Annotated in this window: 24 protein-coding genes; 15 read left to right on the top strand and 9 right to left on the bottom strand. The window is 65.2% G+C overall.

The window, feature by feature from the left end; translation table 11 throughout:
- Nucleotides 1-21 precede the first annotated feature (21 nt).
- From AABA84_RS23765 to AABA84_RS23755, 3 genes are all read left to right on the top strand, one after another.
- Nucleotides 22-726 (top strand): phosphatidylserine decarboxylase, encoded by a 705-nt coding sequence (locus AABA84_RS23765; RefSeq protein ID WP_338313414.1) that lies wholly within the window; start codon nucleotides 22-24, stop codon nucleotides 724-726.
- Between the two features lie 87 nt (nucleotides 727-813).
- Entirely contained in the window at nucleotides 814-1698 is an 885-nt protein-coding gene (locus AABA84_RS23760; protein ID WP_338313374.1) for a CDP-alcohol phosphatidyltransferase family protein, read from the top strand.
- A gap of 122 nt (nucleotides 1699-1820) precedes the next feature.
- Nucleotides 1821-2540, top strand: coding sequence for an RraA family protein (locus AABA84_RS23755; protein ID WP_028145264.1), 720 nt, complete (start codon nucleotides 1821-1823; stop codon nucleotides 2538-2540).
- Between the two features lie 15 nt (nucleotides 2541-2555).
- On the opposite strand, the gene AABA84_RS23750 is transcribed toward AABA84_RS23755, so the two are convergent.
- On the bottom strand, nucleotides 2556-2849 hold the full coding sequence (locus tag AABA84_RS23750) for a hypothetical protein (RefSeq protein ID WP_338313373.1): 294 nt from the start codon (nucleotides 2847-2849) through the stop codon (nucleotides 2556-2558).
- Nucleotides 2850-2949: 100 nt separating this feature from the next.
- Between AABA84_RS23750 and AABA84_RS23745 the strand changes: the two genes are divergently transcribed.
- The 8 genes from AABA84_RS23745 (at nucleotide 2950) to AABA84_RS23710 (ending at nucleotide 12766) form a co-directional block, all read left to right on the top strand.
- The gene (locus tag AABA84_RS23745; protein WP_338313370.1) at nucleotides 2950-3774 is read left to right on the top strand and encodes an SDR family NAD(P)-dependent oxidoreductase; all 825 of its coding nucleotides are present in this window, start codon (nucleotides 2950-2952) and stop codon (nucleotides 3772-3774) included.
- A 213-nt stretch (nucleotides 3775-3987) separates the two neighbouring features.
- On the top strand, nucleotides 3988-4761 hold the full coding sequence (locus AABA84_RS23740) for a motility protein A (protein WP_063195489.1): 774 nt from the start codon (nucleotides 3988-3990) through the stop codon (nucleotides 4759-4761).
- Nucleotides 4762-4785: 24 nt separating this feature from the next.
- On the top strand, nucleotides 4786-5616 hold the full coding sequence (locus tag AABA84_RS23735; protein WP_338313368.1) for an OmpA/MotB family protein: 831 nt from the start codon (nucleotides 4786-4788) through the stop codon (nucleotides 5614-5616).
- Nucleotides 5617-5847: 231 nt separating this feature from the next.
- Nucleotides 5848-7746, top strand: coding sequence for a potassium transporter Kup (locus tag AABA84_RS23730; protein ID WP_212246683.1), 1899 nt, complete (start codon nucleotides 5848-5850; stop codon nucleotides 7744-7746).
- Nucleotides 7747-7886: 140 nt separating this feature from the next.
- A complete protein-coding gene (locus tag AABA84_RS23725) occupies nucleotides 7887-9815 on the top strand; it encodes a potassium transporter Kup (protein WP_212246682.1) in 1929 nt (642 codons plus the stop codon).
- 304 nt (nucleotides 9816-10119) lie between these two features.
- Entirely contained in the window at nucleotides 10120-10446 is a 327-nt protein-coding gene (locus AABA84_RS23720; RefSeq protein ID WP_026202463.1) for a rhodanese-like domain-containing protein, read from the top strand.
- Nucleotides 10447-10453: 7 nt separating this feature from the next.
- Nucleotides 10454-11635 (top strand): aminotransferase, encoded by a 1182-nt coding sequence (locus AABA84_RS23715; protein WP_212246681.1) that lies wholly within the window; start codon nucleotides 10454-10456, stop codon nucleotides 11633-11635.
- Between the two features lie 6 nt (nucleotides 11636-11641).
- Nucleotides 11642-12766 carry a polyamine ABC transporter substrate-binding protein gene (locus AABA84_RS23710; protein ID WP_338313366.1) on the top strand — a complete coding sequence of 375 codons (1125 nt, stop codon included), beginning with the start codon at nucleotides 11642-11644 and terminating at the stop codon, nucleotides 12764-12766.
- A 102-nt stretch (nucleotides 12767-12868) separates the two neighbouring features.
- Here AABA84_RS23710 and AABA84_RS23705 read toward each other — a convergent pair whose 3' ends face one another.
- The 6 genes from AABA84_RS23705 to AABA84_RS23680 form a co-directional block, all read right to left on the bottom strand.
- The gene (locus tag AABA84_RS23705; protein WP_338313365.1) at nucleotides 12869-13801 is read right to left on the bottom strand and encodes a lipid A biosynthesis lauroyl acyltransferase; all 933 of its coding nucleotides are present in this window, start codon (nucleotides 13799-13801) and stop codon (nucleotides 12869-12871) included.
- Between the two features lie 8 nt (nucleotides 13802-13809).
- Nucleotides 13810-15087 (bottom strand): beta-ketoacyl-ACP synthase, encoded by a 1278-nt coding sequence (locus tag AABA84_RS23700; RefSeq protein WP_028145255.1) that lies wholly within the window; start codon nucleotides 15085-15087, stop codon nucleotides 13810-13812.
- A gap of 18 nt (nucleotides 15088-15105) precedes the next feature.
- Nucleotides 15106-16311 carry a beta-ketoacyl-ACP synthase gene (locus AABA84_RS23695; protein WP_338313364.1) on the bottom strand — a complete coding sequence of 402 codons (1206 nt, stop codon included), beginning with the start codon at nucleotides 16309-16311 and terminating at the stop codon, nucleotides 15106-15108.
- Entirely contained in the window at nucleotides 16308-16778 is a 471-nt protein-coding gene (locus AABA84_RS23690) for a 3-hydroxyacyl-ACP dehydratase FabZ family protein (protein ID WP_212246674.1), read from the bottom strand. Before AABA84_RS23690 ends, AABA84_RS23695 begins: the two co-directional genes overlap by 4 nt.
- A gap of 10 nt (nucleotides 16779-16788) precedes the next feature.
- On the bottom strand, nucleotides 16789-17076 hold the full coding sequence (locus tag AABA84_RS23685; protein ID WP_007592476.1) for an acyl carrier protein: 288 nt from the start codon (nucleotides 17074-17076) through the stop codon (nucleotides 16789-16791).
- Nucleotides 17077-17300: 224 nt separating this feature from the next.
- Nucleotides 17301-17639, bottom strand: a complete 339-nt coding sequence (locus tag AABA84_RS23680) for a hypothetical protein (RefSeq protein ID WP_212246672.1) — start codon at nucleotides 17637-17639, stop codon at nucleotides 17301-17303.
- Nucleotides 17640-17977: 338 nt separating this feature from the next.
- Between AABA84_RS23680 and AABA84_RS23675 the strand changes: the two genes are divergently transcribed.
- Nucleotides 17978-18607: a ParB-like protein gene (locus AABA84_RS23675; RefSeq protein ID WP_212246670.1), complete on the top strand. Its 630-nt coding sequence runs from the start codon at nucleotides 17978-17980 to the stop codon at nucleotides 18605-18607.
- Nucleotides 18608-18658: 51 nt separating this feature from the next.
- Here AABA84_RS23675 and AABA84_RS23670 read toward each other — a convergent pair whose 3' ends face one another.
- A complete protein-coding gene (locus tag AABA84_RS23670; protein WP_162832237.1) occupies nucleotides 18659-18814 on the bottom strand; it encodes a hypothetical protein in 156 nt (51 codons plus the stop codon).
- A 269-nt stretch (nucleotides 18815-19083) separates the two neighbouring features.
- On the opposite strand from AABA84_RS23670, the gene AABA84_RS23665 reads away from it, so the two are divergent.
- The 3 genes from AABA84_RS23665 (at nucleotide 19084) to AABA84_RS23655 (ending at nucleotide 22195) form a co-directional block, all read left to right on the top strand.
- On the top strand, nucleotides 19084-19227 hold the full coding sequence (locus AABA84_RS23665; RefSeq protein ID WP_167443344.1) for a hypothetical protein: 144 nt from the start codon (nucleotides 19084-19086) through the stop codon (nucleotides 19225-19227).
- A gap of 227 nt (nucleotides 19228-19454) precedes the next feature.
- The gene (locus tag AABA84_RS23660) at nucleotides 19455-19622 is read left to right on the top strand and encodes a hypothetical protein (protein WP_212246668.1); all 168 of its coding nucleotides are present in this window, start codon (nucleotides 19455-19457) and stop codon (nucleotides 19620-19622) included.
- Entirely contained in the window at nucleotides 19619-22195 is a 2577-nt protein-coding gene (locus AABA84_RS23655) for a cation-translocating P-type ATPase (RefSeq protein ID WP_338313362.1), read from the top strand. Before AABA84_RS23660 ends, AABA84_RS23655 begins: the two co-directional genes overlap by 4 nt.
- Here AABA84_RS23655 and AABA84_RS23650 read toward each other — a convergent pair.
- Nucleotides 22192-22695 (bottom strand): MgtC/SapB family protein, encoded by a 504-nt coding sequence (locus AABA84_RS23650; protein WP_212246664.1) that lies wholly within the window; start codon nucleotides 22693-22695, stop codon nucleotides 22192-22194. The genes AABA84_RS23655 and AABA84_RS23650 overlap by 4 nt on opposite strands.
- Between the last annotated feature and the right edge of the window lie 5 nt (nucleotides 22696-22700).

Raw genomic sequence — 22700 nt, 5'->3', positions numbered from 1 at the left:
CCATCACCCCTTCAGCGGCAGATAACGATGTCCATTCTCGATTCGATCCAGCGTCAGATCCCGCCGATCCACAAGGAGGGCTATCCCTTCATCGGCGGCTTTGCGCTGGCAAGCCTCGTCCTGTTCTGGCTGTGGTCGCCTTTGGGGTGGATCGGCACGATCCTGACCGTGTGGTGTGCGCTGTTCTTCCGCGACCCCGTGCGCGTGACGCCGGTGCGGGAGGGGCTTGTGGTGTCGCCGGCCGACGGCCGGGTCTCGATGATCACCATGGCGCTGCCGCCGGCCGAGCTCGGGCTCGGCGACCGGCCGCTGCCGCGCATCTCGGTGTTCATGAGCGTGTTCAACTGCCACGTGAACCGCGCTCCCGTGGCGGGCAGGGTGGACCGCATCGCCTACCGGCCCGGCCTGTTCATCAATGCCGAGCTCGACAAGGCCAGCGAGGACAATGAGCGCAACTCGCTGGTCATCTCGACAGCGACGGCGCGGATCGGCGTGGTGCAGATCGCAGGGCTCGTCGCCAAGCGCATCGTCTGCTTCGTCAGGGAGGGCCAGGCGATCGGCGCCGGCGAGCGCTTCGGCCTGATCCGCTTCGGCTCCCGGCTCGATGTCTATCTGCCTGTGGGGACCAAGGCGCTGGTCTCCGAAGGGCAGACCGCGATCGCCGGTGAGACGATTTTGGCCGATCTTTCCGGAGACGACCCCAGCCGCGCCTTCCGCGCCAATTAACCAATAAGTCGGTCTGTGGGGGCCTTCCGCCGCAATGGCGGAGGGAGACGCGGCTTGCTATATCTCGCCTTGAGGTGAGGACCAGCGATGACGCCCTATGACTTCAAAGACCCTGACGTACGCCGCCGGCGGTTCCGCCCGATTCCAGTGCGGATGCTGGTGCCCAACGTCATCACGCTGCTGGCGATCTGCGCCGGCCTGACCTCGATCCGCCTGTCGATCGAGGGGCGGATGTCGCTCGCTGTCTACGCCATCGTGTTCGCGGCCGCCCTCGACGGTATCGACGGCCGCATCGCGCGCATGATCAAGGGCCAGTCCAAGTTCGGCGCCGAGCTCGACAGCCTCGCCGATTTCGTCAACTTCGGCGTCGCCCCCGGGCTGATGCTGTATTCCTGGCAGCTGCACGAGCTCGGCAATGCCGGCTGGATCGCCGCGATGGTGTTCGCGATTTCCGGCGGCCTGCGCCTGGCGCGCTTCAATGCCACCATGGACGACCCGAACAAGCCGGCCTTCGCCGCCAATTTCTTCACCGGCGTGCCGGCGCCGGCCGGCGCGATCACCGTGCTGCTGCCGATCTATGTGGCGTTCCTCGATCTCGGCCGCTGGCCCGCCGCGATGACGGCGGCCTATACGCTGCTGATCGCCTTCCTGATGGTGTCGCGCCTGCCGGTGTTCTCCGGCAAGACCAAGCGCATGCGCGTGCCGCCGGAGCTGGTGCTGCCGGCGTTCGTCGCGGTGATCGTCTTCATCGCGCTGCTGATCGCCTATCCCTGGCACGTGCTGTCGATCGGCACGGTGCTGTATCTTCTCGCTTTGCCGCTCGGCTACAAATCCTATCGCGATCAGGCCCGCGCGATGGAAGCCACCGCGCCGTCGGGAGGCGAGGTCACCTCACCGCCGTCGGCACCGACGCTGGCGAATTTGTCGGAGCCGCCCAACGAGGACGACGACCGGCCCGGACGGCTGCACTGAGCGACCACGCGCGGATGTCTGCCATGATGCCCCCCGAGTTGGGTTGAGACCTGATCTCGGCTATATCGCCCTGTGCCGGCGGCATCGCGCCAACAGCGACCGCCAATCTGGGAGAGAACGCCGTGACTGATAAAGCGACCGGGCCGCTGCCCGCTTCCGTCCTCGAAGCACTGGGCCGCTACGACACGCCGACGATCTGCAATGCCATGGAGATCGTGGCGCCCGAGCGCCGGCTGATCGGCTACACCACCAAGCAACTGGTCTGCCCGTTCCCCGATCTGCCGCCGATCGTCGGCTATGCCCGCACGGTCGCGATCCGCTCGGTGCTGAAATCCTCGCTTCCGGCTGAAGAGCAGTCCAGGCGCCGCATCGAATATTACGAATATGTCGGCACCGGCCATGGTCCGCGCATCTCGGTGATCCAGGACATCGACGGTCCCGATGTCGGCTACGGCGCGTTCTGGGGCGAGGTGCAGAGCAACGTGCACAAGGCGCTCGGCTGCCTCGGCGTCATCACCGACGGCTCGATCCGCGACATCCCGCAATGGGCGCCGGGCTTCCAGGCGCTGGCCGGCTCGATCGGCCCGTCGCATGCCTGGGTGCATGCGGAAAGCTTTGGCGGCGAGGTTCGCGTCGCCGGCATGACCGTGAAGTCGGACGATCTGATCCACGCCGACCAGCACGGCGCCATCGTGATCCCGCTCGACATCGCCGCAAAGCTCCCCGAGGCCGCCGAACTCTGCGGCCGCCGCGAGACGCCGATCCTGGAGATCGCCCGCAGCCCCGATTTCTCGCTCGAGAAGCTGAAGGCCGCGCTGAAGCGCTCGGCGGAGATTCACTGAGGAGTGATGGGCGGCCTAAGGCCGCGACACCGGCCGTGGGCCCCCCTGTTCCGTCAGGAACAGGGCGGCCTGATCCGGCTCGCCGAACATCGCGGCGGCGCACCCGATCAGGGTGAAGCCGCCGGCAAGGTCCCACAGCGTGATGTCCTCCGCATCGTCCGGAAGGTGAATCAAGCGCGCTGCGATCACCGCGAAGGCGGCCTCGGCAAAGAGCACGAGGCTGAAGGCCGGCAGAACGAGCTCCGGCTCGAGCAGGTGGAGCGCCAACACCGCAGGCAGGGCGGTGAGAAGACTGAACAGCGTCAACATTGCAAAACGGCTCCCGCGATGGAGCATGCCGTACGACCATAGAATACTGCGCGATCTCTGATCACCGATGTGACGCAGAGCCGCAGTCGGAGGGCGCACAATGACAATGAAAGACAAGACTGTTTTGATATCGGGGTCGACCGATGGCGTCGGCCGTTACGTCGCGCGACGGCTGGCCGAGGACGGTGCAAGGGTCCTGATCCATGGCCGCGACGCCACGCGTGCCCGGTCGCTCGTCGAGGAGATCGTGAAGGCTGGCGGTGCCGCGCCAACCTTCTACCAGGCCGATCTTTCATCGATGGCGGGCACGCGCGCGTTGGCCGAGGCCGTGAAACGCGATCACCGGCGTCTCGACGTCTTCGTCAGCAACGCCGGCATCTGCTCGCAGAACGACGGCCCGCAGCGGCAAGTCAGCGCCGATGGTCACGAGCTGCGTTTTGCCGTGAACTATCTCTCGGGTTTCCTGCTCGCCCATCTGTTGCTGCCGCTGCTGAAGTCCGCGGCGCCGTCGCGGATCGTCAACGTCGCCTCCCTCGGGCAGCATCCGATCGATTTCGACGACGTCATGATCACGCAGGGCTACAGCGGTTCACGCGCCTATGCACAGAGCAAGCTTGCCCAGATCATGTTCACCATCGATCTCGCGGACGAACTGAAGGGCGCGGGTGTCACCGTGAACGCGCTGCATCCGGCGACCTACATGAACACCACGATGGTGCGTGCCGGCGGGATTGCGCCGATCTCGACGGTGGAGCAGGGCGGCGCGGCGATCCTGCGCCTCGTCGAGGGCGACGATGTCGCAGGCAAGAGCGGGCTGTTCTTCAACGGCATGAACGAGGCGCGTGCCAATCCGCAGGCCTACGACGTAGATGCCCGCCGGCGCCTGCGCGAGCTGAGCCTGAAGCTGACGGGGCTGGCACGCTAGCGCGCCGCAATCATGGTTAGCAAAGCGTTGAAATTCGTGTCGGCAGTCGGCAAAGCCGGCCTCATCCCGATGCGCTGCGGCGGTCTGGCGCGCCGGCTCAACTTAACCTTTACGCGGCTTTAAGGGCGGCGCTCTAGGGTTTCCGATGCGGTTCGGGGTTGGGCCGCGCCAGCGGCCAGGACGGCCGTTGTTGCGTACGCGTTGGAGTATCCTATGGATATCATGACGAGCGTCGGGCTGACGGCGGGCATCATCGTCATCACCGCAATGATCTTCATGGGCGGCGACCTTCACATGTTCATCTCCGAACATGCGATGATCATCATCTTCGGCGGCTCGATCTCCGCCACCATGATCCGATTTCCGCTCTCGGCACTCCTGCACGGCCTTCCGCTCGGCGCCAAGTTCGCCTTCACCATGAGCCGCCTGTCGGCGCACGACCTCGTCGACGAGCTCGCCCGCATCGCCGAGATCGCCCGCAAGCAGGGCCCGGTCGGCCTGGAAAAGGTCGAGACCGACGAGCCGTTCCTCGCCAAGGGCATCCGCTACGTCGCCGACGGCTACGACCTCGACTTCATCCGCGACAATCTCGAGCGCGACCGCGACAACTTCCTCATGCACCTCGACGAGGGCAGCAAGATCTATCGCGCCATCGGCGACTGCGCCCCGGCCTTCGGCATGATCGGCACCCTGATCGGCATGGTGCAGATGTTCGCCAACATGACCGACCCCTCCAAGCTCGGCCCGTTCATGGCGACCGCGCTGCTCGCCACGCTCTACGGCGCGCTGGTCGCGAACCTGTTCTGTCTGCCGATCGCCGACAAGCTGCACGGCAAGCTGCTGGACGAGGAGACCAACCGCACGCTGATCATCGACGGCATCCTGATGATCCGCGACTCCAAGAGCCCGACCCTGGTGCGCGAAATGCTGCTGGCCTACCTGCCGGAGAAGCATCGCCACGCCGAGGGCGAGCCGGTGCCGGCGTAAGACCGCCCGCCGGGATTTTCAGACATGGCCAAGAAGAAACGCGGCGATGCCCATGGAGGCGGTCACGGCTGGTTCGTGACCTTCGCCGACCTCATGGGCCTGATGATGAGCTTCTTCGTGATGCTGGTGGCGTTCTCGACGCAGGACGCCAACAAGCTGAAGATCGTCGCGGGATCGATGCGCGACGCCTTCGGTGTGCAGAGCGAAGCGCGCTATGCCGGCATCGTCGAGTCCGACGGTTTGCCGACCCGCCCGCGGCTGAAGAACGTCGACCATATCCAGCCCGAGGATGCCTCCAACACGCCGACGCCGGACCAGGAGGATCGCGACAAGACGTCGGGCGCGAAGATCAAGGTCGACCGCAATTTCGCGCTCGCCGCAGCCTCGCTGCGCCAGGCATTGCAGGACATGCCGGAGCTGACCGAGATGTCCAAGCACATCATGTTCGAGGAGACCAAGCAGGGTCTCAACCTCGAGATCGTCGACCAGGACGGCCGGTCGATGTTCGCCGACGGCTCCAAGGTGCCCTATGACCGCACCCGTCGCCTGGTCGAGAAGCTCGCGATTCCGCTCAAGGCCACGCCGCTGCGCGTCTCCATCGCCGGCCACACCGCGGCCGGCTTCGTGCCGACCCGCAGCGACTACGGCGCCTTCGATCTGTCGGCCGACCGCGCCAATGCCGTGCGCCAGATCCTCGAACGCGAGGGCCTGCCGTCGTCGCACATCTTCGCCGTCTCCGGCAAGGCGGATACCCAGCCGTTGTTTCCGGACGATCCCTCGCTCGCGGCCAACCGCCGGGTGACCATCACCCTGATGCGCGAAGATCCGCCGCTGCCGCCGAATCTGAAGCCGTGAGCGTCACCCGGGCACGGTGAGCACCATTTTCCGACGAGATCCTGCTCGGAAAATAGACCCCCCTTGCGCTACCATTCTACCTGAGGCATGTCGTCGCGCTGGCAATGAGCGTGGCTGCAGCGTCACAGCATCCGGCTCTGCGCCTGCTATGGTGGTGCGCCGATTGACAGGCGCACCGGAAGCGTCAAAAGGCGCCGGATCAATTCCAGGGAAGAAGCGTTTTCCATCTTCATGACGGCGAGCATCACACAGGCCGAGACCCAGGACGGGCCGGTCACCTCGGGCTTTTGGTCCCTTACGCTCGGGAGCATCGGCGTCGTGTTCGGCGATATCGGCACCTCGCCGCTCTACGCATTCCACGAGGCGGTCAGGGGCGCCGCCCACGGCGAGCCGGTCTCGCGGGTCATGGTGCTCGGCGTGCTCTCGCTGATCCTGTGGGCGCTGCTGATCGTCGTCACCGCCAAATACGTGCTGCTGCTGCTGCGCGCCGACAACAACGGGGAGGGCGGCACGCTCTCGCTGATGGCGCTCGGCCAGCGCGCGCTCGGGCGGCGGAGCTGGTTCCTGCTCGCGCTGGGCGTGGTCGGCGCCTCCATGTTCATCGGCGATTCCATGATCACGCCGGCGATCTCGGTGCTATCGGCGGTGGAGGGCCTGAAGCTCGCAACCCCCGCGCTCGAGCATTACGTGGTGCCGCTCACCGTCCTCATCCTGGTGCTGCTGTTCGCCGTGCAGAGCAAGGGGACCGCGCTGGTCGCCTCGGCCTTCGGGCCGGTGATGGTGGTCTGGTTCACCGTCATCGCCGTGATGGGAGCCGTCCACATCGCCGACGATCCCTCCGTGCTGGCGGCGATCAATCCCTATTATGCCGTGCAGTTCGTGCTGTCGCACGGCACGATTGGCCTTGTCACCCTCGGCGCCGTATTCCTGGCCGTGACCGGGGGCGAGGCGCTCTATGCCGATCTCGGCCATTTCGGGCGCAAGCCGATCCAGTCGGCCTGGATGTTCTTCGTGCTGCCCGCGCTCTTGATCAACTATTTCGGGCAGGGCGCGCTGGTGCTGTCCGATCCGAGCGCGATCGAACACTCGTTCTATCGCATGGTGCCCGAGAGCCTGGTGCTGCCGCTGGTCGGGCTTGCGACCGCCGCGACCGTGATCGCGAGCCAGGCGGTGATCACCGGCGCCTATTCGCTGGTCTATCAGGCGGTGCAGCTCGGGCTCTTGCCGCGCTTCGAGGTCCGCTACACCTCCGAAACTCACGCCGGCCAAATCTACCTGCCGCGGGTGAACCGGCTGCTGCTGATCGGCGTGATGCTGCTGGTGCTGCTGTTCCATACCCCCAGCAATCTGGCCTCGGCCTACGGCATCGCGGTCTCTACCACCATGGTCGCCGACGGCATCATGGGCTTCGTCGTGATCTGGAAATTGTGGAACTGGCGCGCTGCCACGGCTGCGGCCGTGATCGTGCCCTTCGTGGTCGTCGATTTGAGCTTCTTCAGCGCCAATCTCCTCAAGCTGCTCGAGGGCGCCTGGGTGCCGCTGCTGTTCGGCGTCCTCATGGCCGGGACGATCTGGACCTGGCGGCGCGGCTCCGGAATCCTGATCCAGAAGACGCGCCGGATCGAGGTGCCGCTGGACGATCTGATCCGGAGCCTCGAGAAGCGGCCGCCGCACATCGTCAAGGGCACCGCGGTGTTCCTGACCAGCGATCCCTCTTTCGTGCCGACCGCGCTGCTGCACAATCTCAAGCACAACAAGGTGCTGCACGAGCACAACGTGATCCTGACCATCGAGACCGCGCATACGCCGCGGGTCGATCTGTCCGAGCGATTCCGGATGGAGAAGATCAGCGAGAAGTTCTCGAAGGTCCGGCTGCGCTTCGGCTACATGGAGCAGCCGAACGTGCCCAAGGCGCTCGCGATCGCCCGCAAGCAGGGCTGGCAGTTCGACATCATGTCGACGTCGTTCTTCGTGTCCCGGAGGTCGCTGAAGGCGTCCGCACAGTCGGGCATGCCGTTGTGGCAGGACCACATCTTCATTGCGCTCAGCCGGTCCGCCAACGATGCCACCGATTACTTCCAGATCCCCACGGGACGGGTGGTTGAAGTCGGAACCCAAGTCACCATTTAGAACGCATCTGCCTTAGTCATGCGAATCTGCATGGCTAAACCCCGGAATCGGGCTAGGCTATGCCGGTAGCGCAGGACTATAAGCCGCGCGCTCTTCCGCCGTTGTGCAGTGAAGCATTTTAGAGGCCACTGGGCTCTCCCATGACAAGCGATGTAGTGATTTCCGCCCCGGAAACGGCGGCGGCCAATGGGCATGGCGAGGCCCACACCACCGCCCGTTTCGGTGCGCTGACGCTCGGCAGCATCGGCGTCGTCTACGGCGACATCGGCACCAGCCCGCTCTACGCGTTCCGCGAGGCGGTGATGGCGGCGTCGGGCGCGGACGGGCTGCCGACGCCGGCGGCCGTGCTCGGCGTGGTCTCGCTGATCCTGTGGGCGTTGATCGTCGTGGTGACGCTCAAATACGTCGTGATCCTGCTCCGCGCCGACAACAATGGCGAGGGCGGCACGCTTGCCCTGATGGCGCTGGCCCAGCGCGCGGTCGGCACCGGCGGAGCGACCGTCGTCCTGCTCGGCATCATTTCCGGCGCGCTGTTCTATGGCGACGCCGTGATCACGCCGGCGCTCTCGGTGCTGTCCGCGATCGAGGGCATGAAGGACGTCACGCTGCGGTTCGAGCCCTACATCGTGCCGCTGACGGTGGTGATCCTGGTCTGCCTGTTTGCCGTGCAGTCGCGGGGAACCGCCCGCGTCGCCGCCTTCTTCGGCCCGATCATGTGCGTCTGGTTTGCGGTCCTTGCGGCGGCGGCGATCCATCCGATCGTCCAGCAGCCGCAAGTGCTGTATGCGCTGAACCCGCTCTACGCCGTGTCCTTCATGGTCCACCACGGCATCATCGGTTTCGTGACGCTGGGCGCCGTGTTCCTGGCGGTCACCGGGGCCGAGGCGCTCTATGCCGATCTCGGCCATTTCGGCAAGCGACCGATCCAGACCGCTTGGCTGTTCATCGTGCTGCCGTCGCTGGCGCTGAATTATCTGGGGCAGGGCGCGCTTGTGCTGGGCGATCCCGGCGCCATCGTCAGCCCGTTCTTCCAGCTCTTCCCGCAAGGCTTCTTCCGCGGCTGCATGGTCGTGCTCGCCACCATGGCGACCGTCATCGCCAGTCAGGCGGTCATCACAGGCGCCTATTCCTTGACGCGCCAGGCGATCCAGCTCGGCCTGTTGCCGCGCTTCGAAATTCGCCATACGTCGGAAGCCCATTCCGGCCAGATCTTCATCCCGCGCATCAACCAGCTGCTGCTGGTCGCGGTGGTACTGTTGGTGCTCCTGTTCCGTTCGTCCAGCGCGCTGGCGTCCGCCTACGGCATCTCCGTCACCGGGACCATGGTGGTCACGGCGATGATGGGCTTCGTCGTGATCTGGAAGGTCTGGCGCTGGTCGCCGCTTGCCGCCGGAGCGCTGATTGCGCCGTTCCTGTTCCTCGACCTCACGTTCCTGGCCGCCAACCTGCTCAAGGTGTTCGAAGGCGGCTGGGTGCCGCTGGCGCTCGGCGCGCTCATGATCATCCTGATGTACACGTGGCGGCGCGGCAGCCGGCTGCTGTTCGAGAAGTCGCGCAAGCTCGAGTTCCCGCTCGCCGATCTCGTGGCGATGCTGGAGAAGCGGCCGCCGCAGCGGGTGCCAGGCACAGCGGTGTTCCTGACCTCGGACCCGCTCAGCGCGCCGACCGCGCTGATGCATAGTCTGAAGCACTACAAAGTGCTGCATGAGAAGAATGTCATTCTCACCATCGAGACGGCTCAGACCCCACGGATCGATCCGGCCGAGCGCGTGAAACTGGAGCAGATCTCACCGACCTTCTCCAAGGTGACGCTGAAGTTCGGCTTCATGGAATCGCCCAACGTGCCGAAGGCGCTGGCGATCGCCCGCAAGCTCGGCTGGCAGTTCGACATCATGTCGACCTCGTTCTTCCTGTCGCGCAGAGCGCTGAAGCCCGCCGTCCATTCCGGCATGCCGCGCTGGCAGGATCGGCTGTTCATCTCGCTCAGCCGTTCGGCCAACGACGCCACGGACTATTTCCAGATCCCCTCCGGCCGCGTGGTCGAGGTCGGCACGCAGGTGACGATTTAGTTCCACCGCTGTCATCGACCGGCTTGACCGGGCGATCCAGTATTCCAGCGGCGGCGCGGCTAGGACCGAGGAGCCGCGGCGTACTGGATTCCCCGCCTTCGCGGGGAATGACGCCGAACGAGTGGTGAGAGGTGCAGCAGCAGAATCGGGCATCCTGAACGCCGCACTTCAAGTCGCTGCGATTTAGCTTTAACTTGCGCCGCGCGGCTCAAGCCTTTGTAGCGCTTGATTTTCGTGAGCCGAGAGGCGAGGTTGCCGCCGGCCGGGATAGGTCCGGCTGGCACGCGCGACGTTGGAGGATGATGTGGCAAACCAGGTGCAGGATCTGACCCCGGACGAGGTCTCCAAGGGTGTCGCGGAGGGCCGCTATCTCCTCGTCGACGTGCGCGAGCCGAACGAGGTCGAAGCCGAGGCCTATCCCTACGGCGTCGTGGTGCCGCTCTCGACCTTCGATCCCAAGGCGATCCCCGATCCCCAGGGCAAGGACGTCGTGTTTGCCTGCCGCTCGGGCAAACGCTCGGTGACGGCCTCGCTCGCGGCTCAGGCGGCGGGCCTGCCTTACGACAAGCATCTGGCCGGCGGAATGCTGGGCTGGAAGGCGGCAGGGCTTCCCAGCAAGGTCGGTGGCTGACCCCGCGATGACGTCCAAGAGTTCCTCGCTGAACAAGGTCTTCGCCGACCTTCCCGTCACCATCTTCGAGGCGATGTCGCAGGCCGCGCGCGACAATGCCGCCATCAATCTCGGCCAGGGATTTCCCGACGATCCGGGTCCGGAGGACATCCGCCGCGCCGCGGCCGAGGCCTCGCTGAACGGCTACAACCAATACCCCTCGATGATGGGCCTGCCGGAGCTGCGCCAGGCGATCGCGACCCATTACGGCCATTGGCACGGCCTCAAGCTCGATCCGATGAGCGAGGTGATGGTCACCTCCGGCGGTACCGAGGCGTTGACCTCGGCGATCCTCGCGGTGGTGCAGCCCGGCGACGAGGTGGTCTGCTTCCAGCCGGTGTACGATTCCTATTTGCCGATCATCCGCCAGGCCGGCGGCATTCCGCGCCTCGTGCGGCTGGAGCCGCCGCACTGGCGGCTGAATGAGGACATGCTGAAAAGCGTCTTCAATTCAAAGACCAAGGCGGTGCTGTTCAACAATCCCTTGAATCCCAGCGCGGTGGTTTTCCCGCGCGAGGATCTCGAGCTGCTGGCGCGCTACTGCCAGGAGTTCGACGTCATCGCGATCTGCGACGAGGTCTGGGAGCACGTCACTTTCGACGAGCACAAGCACATCCCGCTCATCACCATTCCCGGCATGCGCGAGCGCACCATCAAGGTCGGCTCGGCCGGCAAGATCTTCTCACTGACGGGCTGGAAGATCGGCTTCGTCTGCGCCGCGCCTCCGCTGCTACGCGTCGCGGCCAAGGTGCATCAGTTCCTGACCTTCACCACGGCGCCGAACCTGCAGGCCGCCGTCGCCTACGGCCTCGGCAAGTCCGACGACTACTTCCTGTCGATGCGCAAGGACCTGAGCCGGAGCAGGGACCGCCTGACCAAGGGGCTGGAGAGCCTCGGCTTCCCCGTGCTGAAGTCGCAAGGCACCTACTTCCTCACCGTCGACCTGTCGCCGCTCGGGCTCAACGAGAGCGACACCGAGTTCTGCTGGCGGATCGTGAAGGACTACAAGGTTGCGGCGATCCCGGTCTCGGCCTTCTACGAGCAGGACCCGGTGACCTCGGTGGTGCGCTTCTGCTTTGCCAAGAAGGACGAGACGCTGGACACCGCCCTGGAGCGGCTGTCGGACGCGGTGCGCGGGCGCAAGAGGTAGACAGAGATGACGAACGTCAGCCGCGCGGGGTTTCGCCTTGGTCTCGCAATCGCCGCAGCGCTGAATTTGCTCTCACCTCCCGCCGGGGCCGAGGAGCGCGTCGTCAACTTCTACAACTGGTCCAACTACGTGGCGCCGGACGTCCTTGAGGCCTTCACCAAGGAGACCGGCATCAAGGTGGTCTACGACACCTTTGACGCCAACGAGACGCTGGAGACGCGCCTGATGGCCGGCAAGTCCGGCTACGACGTCGTGGTGCCCACGGCCTATTTCCTGCAGCGCCAGATCAAGGCCAACATCTTCCAGAAGCTCGACAAGTCGAAGCTGCCGAACTTGGCCAATGCCTGGCCGATGGTGACCAAGCATCTGGCGACCTACGATCCCGGCAACGACTACGCCGCGAACTACATGTGGGGCACGACGGGCATCGGCTACAACGTCGCCAAGCTGAAGGCGATCCTCGGGCCTGATGCCAAGATCGACAGCTGGGACATCGTCTTCAAGCCGGAGAACCTGGCAAAATTCAAAGACTGCGGCGTCCACATGCTCGACTCCGCCGACGACATCTTTCCGGCGGCGCTGAACTATCTCGGGCTCGATCCGAACTCGACCAAGCAGGCCGACCTCGAGAAGGCCGCCGACATCGTGGCGAAGGTTCGCCCGTCGGTGCGAAAATTCCACTCGTCCGAATATCTGAGCGCGCTCGCCACCGGCGAGATCTGCTTCGTGGTCGGCTGGTCCGGCGACATCATGCAGGCGCGCGCCCGCGCGGCCGAGGCCAAGAAAGACAACAGCAGTGGCATCGAGATCGGCTACGCGATTCCGAAGGAGGGCGCGCAGATGTTCTTCGACAATCTCGCGATCCCCGCGGACGCCAAGAACGTCAAGGAAGCCTACGAGCTGATCAACTATCTCTACCGCCCGGATGTCGCCGCCAAGAACTCGGACTTCCTGTCCTACGCGAGCGGCAATCTCGCCAGCCAGAAGCTGGTCGATCCGAAGATTTTGAACGACAAGAACATCTATCCGGACGAGGCGACGCTCGCAAAGCTGTTCGTCATCACCGCGCGCGAGCCGGCGACCCAGCGGGTGATCAATCGGCTGTGGACCAAGGTGAAGACGGGAAGGTAGAGGGGCCGCACTCGTCATTGCGAGCGGAGCGAAGCAATCGAGAATCTCTCGGTGAGGCCACTCTGGATTGCTTCGTCGCTTGGCTCCTCGCAGTGACGGCGTCTACCGCCACCTCCTGTGCAGCCACAGCCACTGCTCGGGATGCTCGCGGACCCAGCTCTCCACCACGCTGGTGATCGCCTGGGTCGTGCCCTGGATGTCGATCCTGCCGTCGGCATCGCGCACCGGTTGGACCTCCTCGGTGATCTCGGCGGCGAAGCGGCCGCCGGGCAGGCGGATGATGCGGACGCCGTGGATCGGACATTCGACCTGGCGGAGCAGGCGGGCCAGCATCGGGTTGGCGCGGGTCTTGCGGCCGAAGAAGGTGACCTCGACGCCGCCGGTGAGATACTGGTCGATCAGCATGGCGACGTGCTTGCCGTCCTTGAGCGCCTGAGCGAGGCGCAGCGGCGCGTCGCGTCCCGCCGGGATCAGCGTGCCCATGTTGACCTGGCGCATCTCCTGGATGATGCGGTCGGCAGACTCAATGTTGGGCCGGCGGTAGAGGATCGCGGCATCGAGGCCATGCGAGACGGCGGCGAGCGCCGGCAATTCCCAATTGGCGAGGTGAGCTGCAAAGATCAGCGCCGGCTTGCCGTCGTCGCGGATCTGGTCGAACAGCTCGATGCTGCGCGCCGGGAGTTCGATCCGGCTGTTTTCGGGATGGTCCCGGTCGTAGTCCCAGACGTGATCCATATGGGCGAATTCGGCGCCGACGCGTCCGAGATTCTCCCAGACGCCCATCAGGATGGCTTCGATCTCTTCGGGTGACTTCTCCGGAAACGCCGCGGTGAGGTTGGCGCGACCGATGCGGTGCTCGCGCAGGCGCGGGCCGATCAGCTTCACCACGCGCGCGAAAAAGTCCGAGGTCTTGACCGGATCGAAATAGCGCGTGGTGCGCAGCATGCCGACGGTGGCGGCGCCGATCAGGCTGCCGCCGATCGATTTCGCAGCCTCCCGCGCGCGGGCCTTCGTGCTCGCAGGAAGCAGCGCCATGCGTCCGGTCAGGCCGGTTCGCGGGTCAGGATCAACGAGGCGTTCTGACCGCCGAAGCCGAACGAGTTCGACATCACTGCGGTGACGCGGGCGTCGCGCGCCTTGTTGCCGACGACGTTGAACAGGATCGTGGGATCCGGCGTCTCGTAGTTGATCGTCGGCGGGATGCGCTGATGCTCGAGCGTGAGCAGCGAGAAGATCGCCTCGACCGCGCCTGCCGCCGAGATGGTGTGGCCGACCATCGACTTATTGGAGGTCACTGGAATCTTCTGCGCGAGCTCGCCGAACACGGCCGATGTCGTGTTGAACTCCATCTTGTCGTTCTCGGGCGTCGCGGTGCCGTGCGCGTTGATGTGGTCGATCTGGTCAGGCGTCATGCCGGCATCGGCCAGCGTCTTGTTCATGCAGCCGATGATCGGCTTGCCGTCGGGCGACGAGCGGGTGCGATGGAAGGAATCGGTGAGCTCGCCGCAGCCGGCGATCACGCCGAGGATTTTTGCGCCGCGCGCGGTGGCGGCCTCGTAGCTTTCCAGCACGAGCGCGCCGGCGCCTTCAGCCATGACGAAGCCGTCGCGGTTCTTGGAGAAGGGGCGGGAGGCCGCCTGCGGCGGATCGTTCTGGGTCGACAGCGCCGAGAGCAGCGAGAAGCGTACCAGCGCCTCGGGGTTCACGGTGCCGTCGGTCGCGACGCACAGCGCAGCATCGGTCTCGCCGCGGCGGATCGCCTCGACGCCGAGCTGGATCGAGGTGGCTCCGGACGCGCAGGCCGTCGACAGCGAGATCGGCGAGCCCTTGGTGCCAAAGGTCTCGGCGAGGTGCGCGGCCACCGAGCCGAACATGAAACGGTGATGATAGGCGCTGTACTTGCCGCCGCCGGAGATGCGCAAGAGATCGTCATAGTTGAAGTCGAGCGCACCGACGGCGCGGCCGAGCTCGCGGCGCTGCGGCCATTCGACTTCGACCGGCGCAACCGCGAGGAAGAGCGGGCCCGGGAAATCGGCCTTGGCGCCGATGCCGGCCTGCTCGAGCGCTTCCTCCGTCACGAGCTCAGCCATCCGCTCGGACAGGCCGGTGGAGGAGAACGGATCGACGCTGACGAAATCGACGGTGCCGGCCATCGTGGTCTTCAGGCCGTCGACCGGAAAGCGCGTGATAGTGCGGATGCCGGATTCGCCGGCGACGAGCTTGGCCCAATTGTCGGCCTTGCCGGCACCGAGCGAGGTCATGATGCCCATGCCGGTGACGACGACGACGGGGCGCCCGAGTTTGTCGCGTGGTGCAGTCATGTCGATCCCCCGATAGAGCTAGCTAACTGCTTCGACCAGCGCCATGCCTTCGCCGCGCCAATGTCCGGCTCCCACCACCACAATCTGGGTGGGCGCTCCCTGCATTTCAATCTCGGTGCCCGTGGAATCGTTCGGCGGGAACAGCGCGCCGCGCGAGATCGACAGCGCGGCGAGCGCGATGCCGAGCGGGAATTGCGTCTCCATGGTGTGGCCGAACATCGTGCCGGTCGAACGCACCGGGTAGTCGGCATGGCCCTTCAGGAAGCCGCGCTCTTCGCTTGTCGCGGGCTCCGCACCGGTCGCGCCTGAGATGATCGCGCCTTTACCTTCGCGCCTGGGCAGCTTGGCCCACAGCTGCTCCAACGTGGCGGCCATGTCGCCGGGCTGCTTGCGCCGGGCGAGGTCGGCGACGACGCTCGACAGTCTTGCGAACGGCTTTGCGCCGCGCGCTTGCGCATGCGCTTTCGATTCCAGCACCAGGAAGGCGCCGGCAGATCCGAGCGCGAAGCCGGCGTGGTCCTTGCGCGCCCAGACGGGAGCGAACTTGTCCTTGAGGTTGAAATCGCCGAATTCGTAGAGGACGAGCAAGTCCTTGCGTTCGCCGTTGTGCGAGCCGCCGACCAGCGCGATGTCGCTCTCGCCCGAGGCGATGCGCGCAAGCGCAATGCGGGCAGCGTCGGCGCCCGCGACCTCTTCGCCCATGAAGGTGCGCGAGGTGCCGCCAAGTCCGTGCACGATGGCGATGTTGCCGGCGAGCAGATTGGAGAGCTGCGCCAGGAACAGCGTCGGCCTGAGATCGCTCATCAAGCGCTCGTTGAGGAAGCCGGGCGCGTTCGCGCCCTTGGCCTCGGCCGTCAAGACGCCGGTGTCGACGTTGAGATCGCGCTCGCCGCCGCCGGCGGCCACCACCATGTCGATCTTCGACAGGACGTCCTTGTTGCCCTTGATCCCGGCGGAATCGAGCGCAAGGCCGGCGGCATAGGTGCCGATGCGCTGCCAGGCTTCCATCTGGCGCTGGTCGCCCTTCTTCGGGATCTGGCTGTCGAAGCTGACAGGCGTCAAGGGATGCACGATGTAGGGCGCAAAGCCCTTCTCGTCGACATTGATGCGCTTCTCCTGAAGCGCGGCCCAGTTGGCGTCCAGGCCCTCGCCGAGCGAGGTCGCGAGTCCAATGCCGGTGATCCAGACTTCGGTCTGGCCGGGCTTCGAAGCAGTGTCAGTCATGGCGATACGGCCTGTTGCGGAAAGCCGACGCGCTCGGCGACTTTCGTCATGTAGCCGCGCATATCCGCATTGGGGAAGGGGATCAGCGTGAAGGTCAGCGCCGAATTCGCGCGCAATTTGCCGCCGACCCTGATCTTGGCTTCGGTCATGGCATAGCCGGAGCCTTCATGGATGAGGCTCGCCTCGATGCTCATGAGATCGCCGGGGAAGACCGAGCCGCGGACCTTGGCCTCCTTCACGGCGGCAAGGATCGGCATGCGTTCAAACTTGAACACGCCAAGCTGAAGCCAGCCCGAGGCCTGCGCCATCGATTCGATCAGGAGCACGCCGGGCATCAAGGGATAGCCCGGGAAGTGCCCCTCGAAGATGGTGCTCTCCTTCGGGACCTGGGCTTCGACGACGATCGTCTTCTCGTCGACCTTGAGGTCGACGATGCGATCGATCATATGGAAGTATTCGAGTTGCATGACGGCGCGCTTAGGCGCTCGCGCCCTTGGCCGCAACCAGTTCGTCGATGCGGGCGCACAGGTTCTTCAGCACGAAATACTGCTCGGTGGTCGCCTTGCCGTCGTTGACCTCCTGGGTCCACTTTTCCAGCGGCAGCTTGATGCCGAATTGCTTGTCGATCGCAAACGCGATGTCCAGGAAATCGAGGCTGTCGATGCCGAGATCGTCGATGGCATGACTATCCGGCGTGATCGTGTCGCGCGGGATGTCGCAGGTTTCAGCGATGATCGTGGCGACCTGATCGAATGTAGAAGACATCACTAAGCCTTTGATATATTGCGGATATTTGTCGGATTATCCAGAGTGGCACGGTGGGTGGGCATCGCGCCCCTGATGACGCCCTCAAACCCCCCTCTGGCCGGGTCGAAAGCCCGTATATCGGAGCGCCGCCCTGAGTTCAATGGAGCCGGGCCGGCGGCGAGACAGGGCTGGGGATGCCCCGCCGGAGCCCCTTGCCCGCCGGGGCCGGCGGCGAGGCGGGCCTAGATGTGCGGGGTCGTGATCTTGACGCAGTCGCGACGGCCCATCAGCACGCAATCCTGGGTCCGGCGGAGGTCGGCGATGCTGACCGCGAGCCAAATTCCGATGGCGGTCAGCGCGATGGTGAAAGCCAGCGCCGCGATGTTGGCGAGCATCCGATGGCGGAAATCGTCCGGCTCCGCACGGGGCTGCTCGTAGCGCGACAGGTCGAGCGGGGGGGCGACTCGCAACGGCTGCACCGTGCCATTGCCGCGGTGGACCGTCGGGGAAGGCGAGGTGCGCGGCCTGAACTGGAGCACCCGGTGCTCGTCATCAGAGCTTATGGGCCGCTGAGTAGTCATGGGGCGGGGATCACTCCGAAGCAGCGATTTTAGATAGCACACGTAATGAACGCGTTGCAGAAAATCTTCGCAATTACCGCATGCATTTGTACGCTCGCACTATTTGTGCATGGACTGTGGAAAGCGATCCCGGAACCGGCCGTCATGTCGGCGGCAGGGGACGCAAGGGGGTGCGTTGCAGCAGCGGACATAGCAGGAGCCGAGGACTCCCATCTTCGTTCCCTCTACATCGGCTTGTGATCTCCGCGTCCTTCCGAACACGTTTTGCCAGCGCATGGCCCATGTCATAGTCCGGGAACCTGAACCGTCAGCTGCATCCATGCGAGGGGCCTTCGACCATGACCACGACCAACGCGCGTGAGCCGAGAGTGCATCCGGTCCCGATCCTGTCGCTCCGGCCGACGCAGATGACGGTCGGCATGCGCGAGGTCAAGGAGAAGCGGAAGCGCTGGCGCGAGCATGACAAGAAGAAGCAGGCCGATCTGCTCGGCAAGCACATGATCCCCGTCGTCTACGGTCCGGACGCGCGCTACTACGTGATCGACCATCATCATCTCGGCCGCGCGCTGCACGACGAAGGCGTCAAGGAGGTGCTGGTGACCATCGTCGGCGACCTGCGCATGGTCGAGCGCGAGGCGTTCTGGGGCGTGATGGACAACAAGCGTTGGGTCTACCCTTACGACGCCAAGGGCGAACGGCGACAGTTCCGCGACCTGCCGAAATCGGTTGCCGATCTCAAGGACGATCCGTTCCGCAGCCTTGCCGGCGAATTGCGCCGCCTGGGCGGCTTCGCCAAGGACACCACGCCGTTCTCCGAATTCCTGTGGGCCGATTTCCTGCGCCGAAAGGTCACGCGCAAGGTGGTGGAGGCCGATTTCGACAAGGCGCTCGAGAAGGCGATGTCCGCAGCCAAGAGCAAGGACGCGATCTACCTGCCCGGCTGGTGCGGTCCGGAGGACGATGATTAGGGGCGTCGGGAAACGCTCTCGTGAGCTGGCCACCATGCGCAGCCGCTCGCGTCAGTCGCGCTGGAATATCCTGGCGCCGGGATAGGCGCGGCGGGCGTAAGTGACCACCAGCGCGCGGTCCTGGGTATCCAGGAAGGGCGTTCGGATCAGGCACGATCCGACGATGAGGTGCCACAGGCCATTGAGCTTCTGGATCACGATCTTCATTTGAATAGTCCTCGATGACTCCACATTCCAGCGGATGCTGCTCGTCGTCGCGTTGCTCAGGATCGCAGAGGCGGGTGCAAAATTCCCAACGCGGCTCGCATTTCGCTGCAAAACACGCCGATGACTGTTAGTTGGTTATGGCTTGGGCCCTGATAAGCCGAATCCCATCACAGGCGCTTGAGTGAAATCAATTTCCGCGCCCATGAAACCGTCCTGAAACAGAGCCGTCCCATCTCTATGGGGTAGTCGAGCTCACACAGGAGGCGGACATGCGCCGTCTGGTTTTCGTCATTGCCTTGCTCGCGGTCGCTTCGGCAGGAATCTCGGCATCCTTTGCCGCAGTTCACCACGCCAAATCGTTGACGTTCGCGGAGCGCTTTGCTCCGGCGCTCGAGTTGATGGCGAAGCGCTAGCGGCACGGCGCCTTGCAACCATGAGCGATGCCGCGGCTGATCGCTCGCGGCGGGACACCACGTCGCACCCGTCGGCTGGCCAGATGCGGTGATTGCGGGATCAGGCTTGACTTGTCGCAAATCTGCGCCGCTGTGACGGGCTAAAGTCTCTCTGCATGGTTGCAGAAGCATCGTTGCGCCCCGTCGAGGGTCCGGGCTCCAAGTCATGCAGATTTGGAGACACGACCATGAGCCTCATCTTTCGCATCGTCTTCATCGTCGCCGGCGCGCTCACCGCGCTGTTCGTCGCGCGTGATGCCCTGAACTTCACCATCATTCAGACCTTCGTCGCCGTCCTGCTCGTGACAGCCGTCGTGGGGGCTGGAAGTCTCTGGAGCATGCGGCGGAAGACGTGAGCAAGGAAGAAGGCGCAAGTTCGGTTGGGCTCAGCGAAACCGAGGCCCAACTTCGGCTGCAACAGGACGGTTACAACGAGCTGCCTCGGCCCGAACGGCGCACGCCCCTGCGCATCGTGCTCGAGGTGCTGCGCGAGCCGATGCTCGCCCTCCTTCTGTGTGGCGGGCTGGTCTACCTGCTGCTCGGCGACCTCCGCGAGGCGCTGCTTCTCCTGGCATTCGGCGCCATCTCCGTCGTGATCACGATCGTGCAGGAAACCCGCACCGAGCGCGTGCTGGAGGCGTTGCGAGAGCTGACCAGTCCGCGAGCGCTCGTGGTCAGGGACGGGGAGCGCCGGCGCATCGCGGGCCGGGACGTCGTCCGCGGCGATCTCCTCGTCCTGGCCGAAGGCGATCGGATTCCGGCGGATGCGGTGCTCGTCAGCGCGCGTGATCTGGCGGTTGACGAGTCCCTGCTGACCGGAGAATCGGTTCCGGTTCGCAAGCAAGCCATCGAGACGCCGGTCGCCAAGGCTTCCTTGACTGAAAAGACCGCCCTGGCCGACCATCGCCCGGGCGGCGATGACCTGCCGTTCGTGTATTCGGGCTCGCTGGTCGTGCGAGGCGAGGGCCTCGCCGAGGTCGATGCCACCGGCCCTCGCAGCGAGATCGGGAAGATCGGACTGTCGCTGCATGGCTTGCAACAGGAGCCGCCGCGGCTGCAGCAGCAGACCGCACGGCTCGTCCGGCTTTGCTTTCTCGGCGGCGCGGCGATCAGCCTGGCGGCTGTCCTGCTTTATGGAACGTTGCGCGGGGATTGGCTGCAGGCGATGCTCGGAGGCATCGCGATCGGCATGTCGATGCTGCCTGAGGAGTTCGCCGTCGTCCTCACGGTGTTCATGGCCATGGGTGCCTGGCGGATCTCGAAGGCGCGCGTGCTGACGCGGCGCGCGGCCGCGATCGAGGTGCTCGGCTCCGCCACGGTGCTGTGCACTGACAAGACCGGCACGCTGACGCAGAACCGGATGTCGGTTGCGGAACTGAGGCTGGGCGACGGAACGAGCGTGCGCGTGGTGTCTTCGCAGGCGGCGCCCGTGGGAGCGGAGTTTTTCGAGCTGGCGCGTTGCAGTGCTCTGGCGAGCTCGCCAGAACCGTTCGATCCGATGGAGAAGGCCCTGCACGTGTTCGCGCAGGCGAGCCTGCCGGAGGATGATGAAATCCCGGGTGCTCGGACCTTGATTCGTACCTACGGCCTGCGCCCCGAGCTGCTGGCGATGACCCAGGTTTGGCAATCGTCCCAGGGAGTGTTCGCCTCGGCCAAGGGGGCTCCCGAAGCGATCGCGCGCCTCTGCAAGTTGGACGGTGCGGACCAGGACGCGATGCGGGATGCGGTCCCGGCGATGGCCAAGGACGGTCTTCGCGTGCTCGGCGTTGCCGCCGCGGCGTACGACGGCGAGGCCCTGCCGAGCTCGCAGGAGGGCTTCCCCTTTCGCTTCCTCGGTCTGGTCGGGTTGGCCGATCCGCTTCGTCCGCACGTCCCCGAGGCAGTGGCCGAATGTCGTTCGGCCGGCATCCGCGTCGTCATGATCACGGGCGACTATCCGGCGACCGCCATGGCGATCGCCGGGCAGGCCGGGCTCGACGTCAACGAGGTCGCGACCGGTGAGCAGATCAAGCTCGCGGACGAGAGCGGGCTGGAGGCACTCGCCAGGAACGTGAACGTGTTCGCGCGGGTCCTGCCGGAGCAGAAGCTGCGGATCGTTCAGGCGATGAAGCGCAACGGCGAGATCGTCGCGATGACCGGCGACGGCGTCAACGACGCGCCGTCGCTGAAGGCTGCGCATATCGGGATCGCGATGGGTGGCCGCGGCACCGATGTCGCCCGCGAGGCATCCTCGATCGTCCTGCTCGACGACGATTTCGGCTCGATCGTCGCATCCATTCGGCTGGGGCGCCGGATCTACGACAATCTCCGCAAGGCGATGGCCTTCATTTTCGCCGTCCACGTTCCGATCGCGGGGCTAGCCCTGCTTCCCCTGGTGTTCGGGCTTCCCGTGATTCTCGGTCCCGTTCACATCGCGTTTCTGGAGCTGATCATCGACCCCGTCTGCTCGCTTGTGTTCGAAGCCGAGCGGGAGGAGCGCGATGTCATGAGCCGCCCGCCGCGGCGTGCTGATGCAGTGCTGTTCTCGTGGGCCTTGGTCGGCTGGAGCGTCCTGCAGGGGGTCATTGCATTTGTTCTGATCGCCGCGATCTTCGTCGTTGCGCTTCGTTCTGGCATTCCGCCCGACGAGGCGCGCACGCTGGCCTTCATCGCGCTCGTCGTCTGCATCGTCGCGCTGGTGCTGGCCAACCGGTCCTTCAGCGCGTCGTTCGTGTCAGCCTTCTTCCGCCCGAACCCGGCCTTGCTCTGGATATTCCTGTCGATCGCGTCCATTCTCGCTGCGGCCCTGTTCTGGCCGCCGGCGTCCAGTCTGTTCCGGTTCGGTCCCCTGCACCTGGACGATCTGATGGTCACGCTCGGCGCGGGATTGCTGGTGCTCACGGCGCTCGAACTGCTGAAGCCGCTTTGGGGCCGGCGGTTGCGATTCTAGCCGCTGTCCTGGGGGCTCGTCTTCGGCGAAGCCTCCGCCCGGTGCGGATCTTCCTTGCCACCGAGGGCGCGATGCAGCCAGCGTTCGACACGGCGGCCAATCGTGAGCAGCACGAAAGTGAAGGCCAATGCGACCAGGACGATTTTCCATTGCCCGACGCCGCACGCAATGCCGAGACAGGCGGCGAGGAAGGTGCAGGCCGCGCTGGTCAGGCCGCGCACGCGAAAACGATCGCTCTCGTGGACGATGACGCCGGCTCCGAGGAAGCCGATGCCGGTCAGGATGCCCTGAATCACGCGGCTCGTCGCATCGGTGATCTTGCCGGGCTCGGCGAACTGGACCGCGAGCAGCACGACGGTTGCGGTGGAAAGCCCGACGATGCCGAGCGTCTTCAGCCCGATCGGCTTGCCGTGCAGGTCGCGGTTCAGGCCAATCGCGCTGCCGGCGAGCGTCGCGGTGCCGAGGCGCAGCAGGATTTCGGGCCAGTCCATCTCGGTCATGTCTT

Origin of the sequence: Bradyrhizobium sp. TM239 (genome assembly GCF_036247985.1) — a bacterium.
Lineage (GTDB): Bacteria > Pseudomonadota > Alphaproteobacteria > Rhizobiales > Xanthobacteraceae > Bradyrhizobium > Bradyrhizobium ottawaense.
Note: the sequence above shows the minus strand (reverse complement) of the source record. Positions and strands in the feature narration are given on the sequence as shown.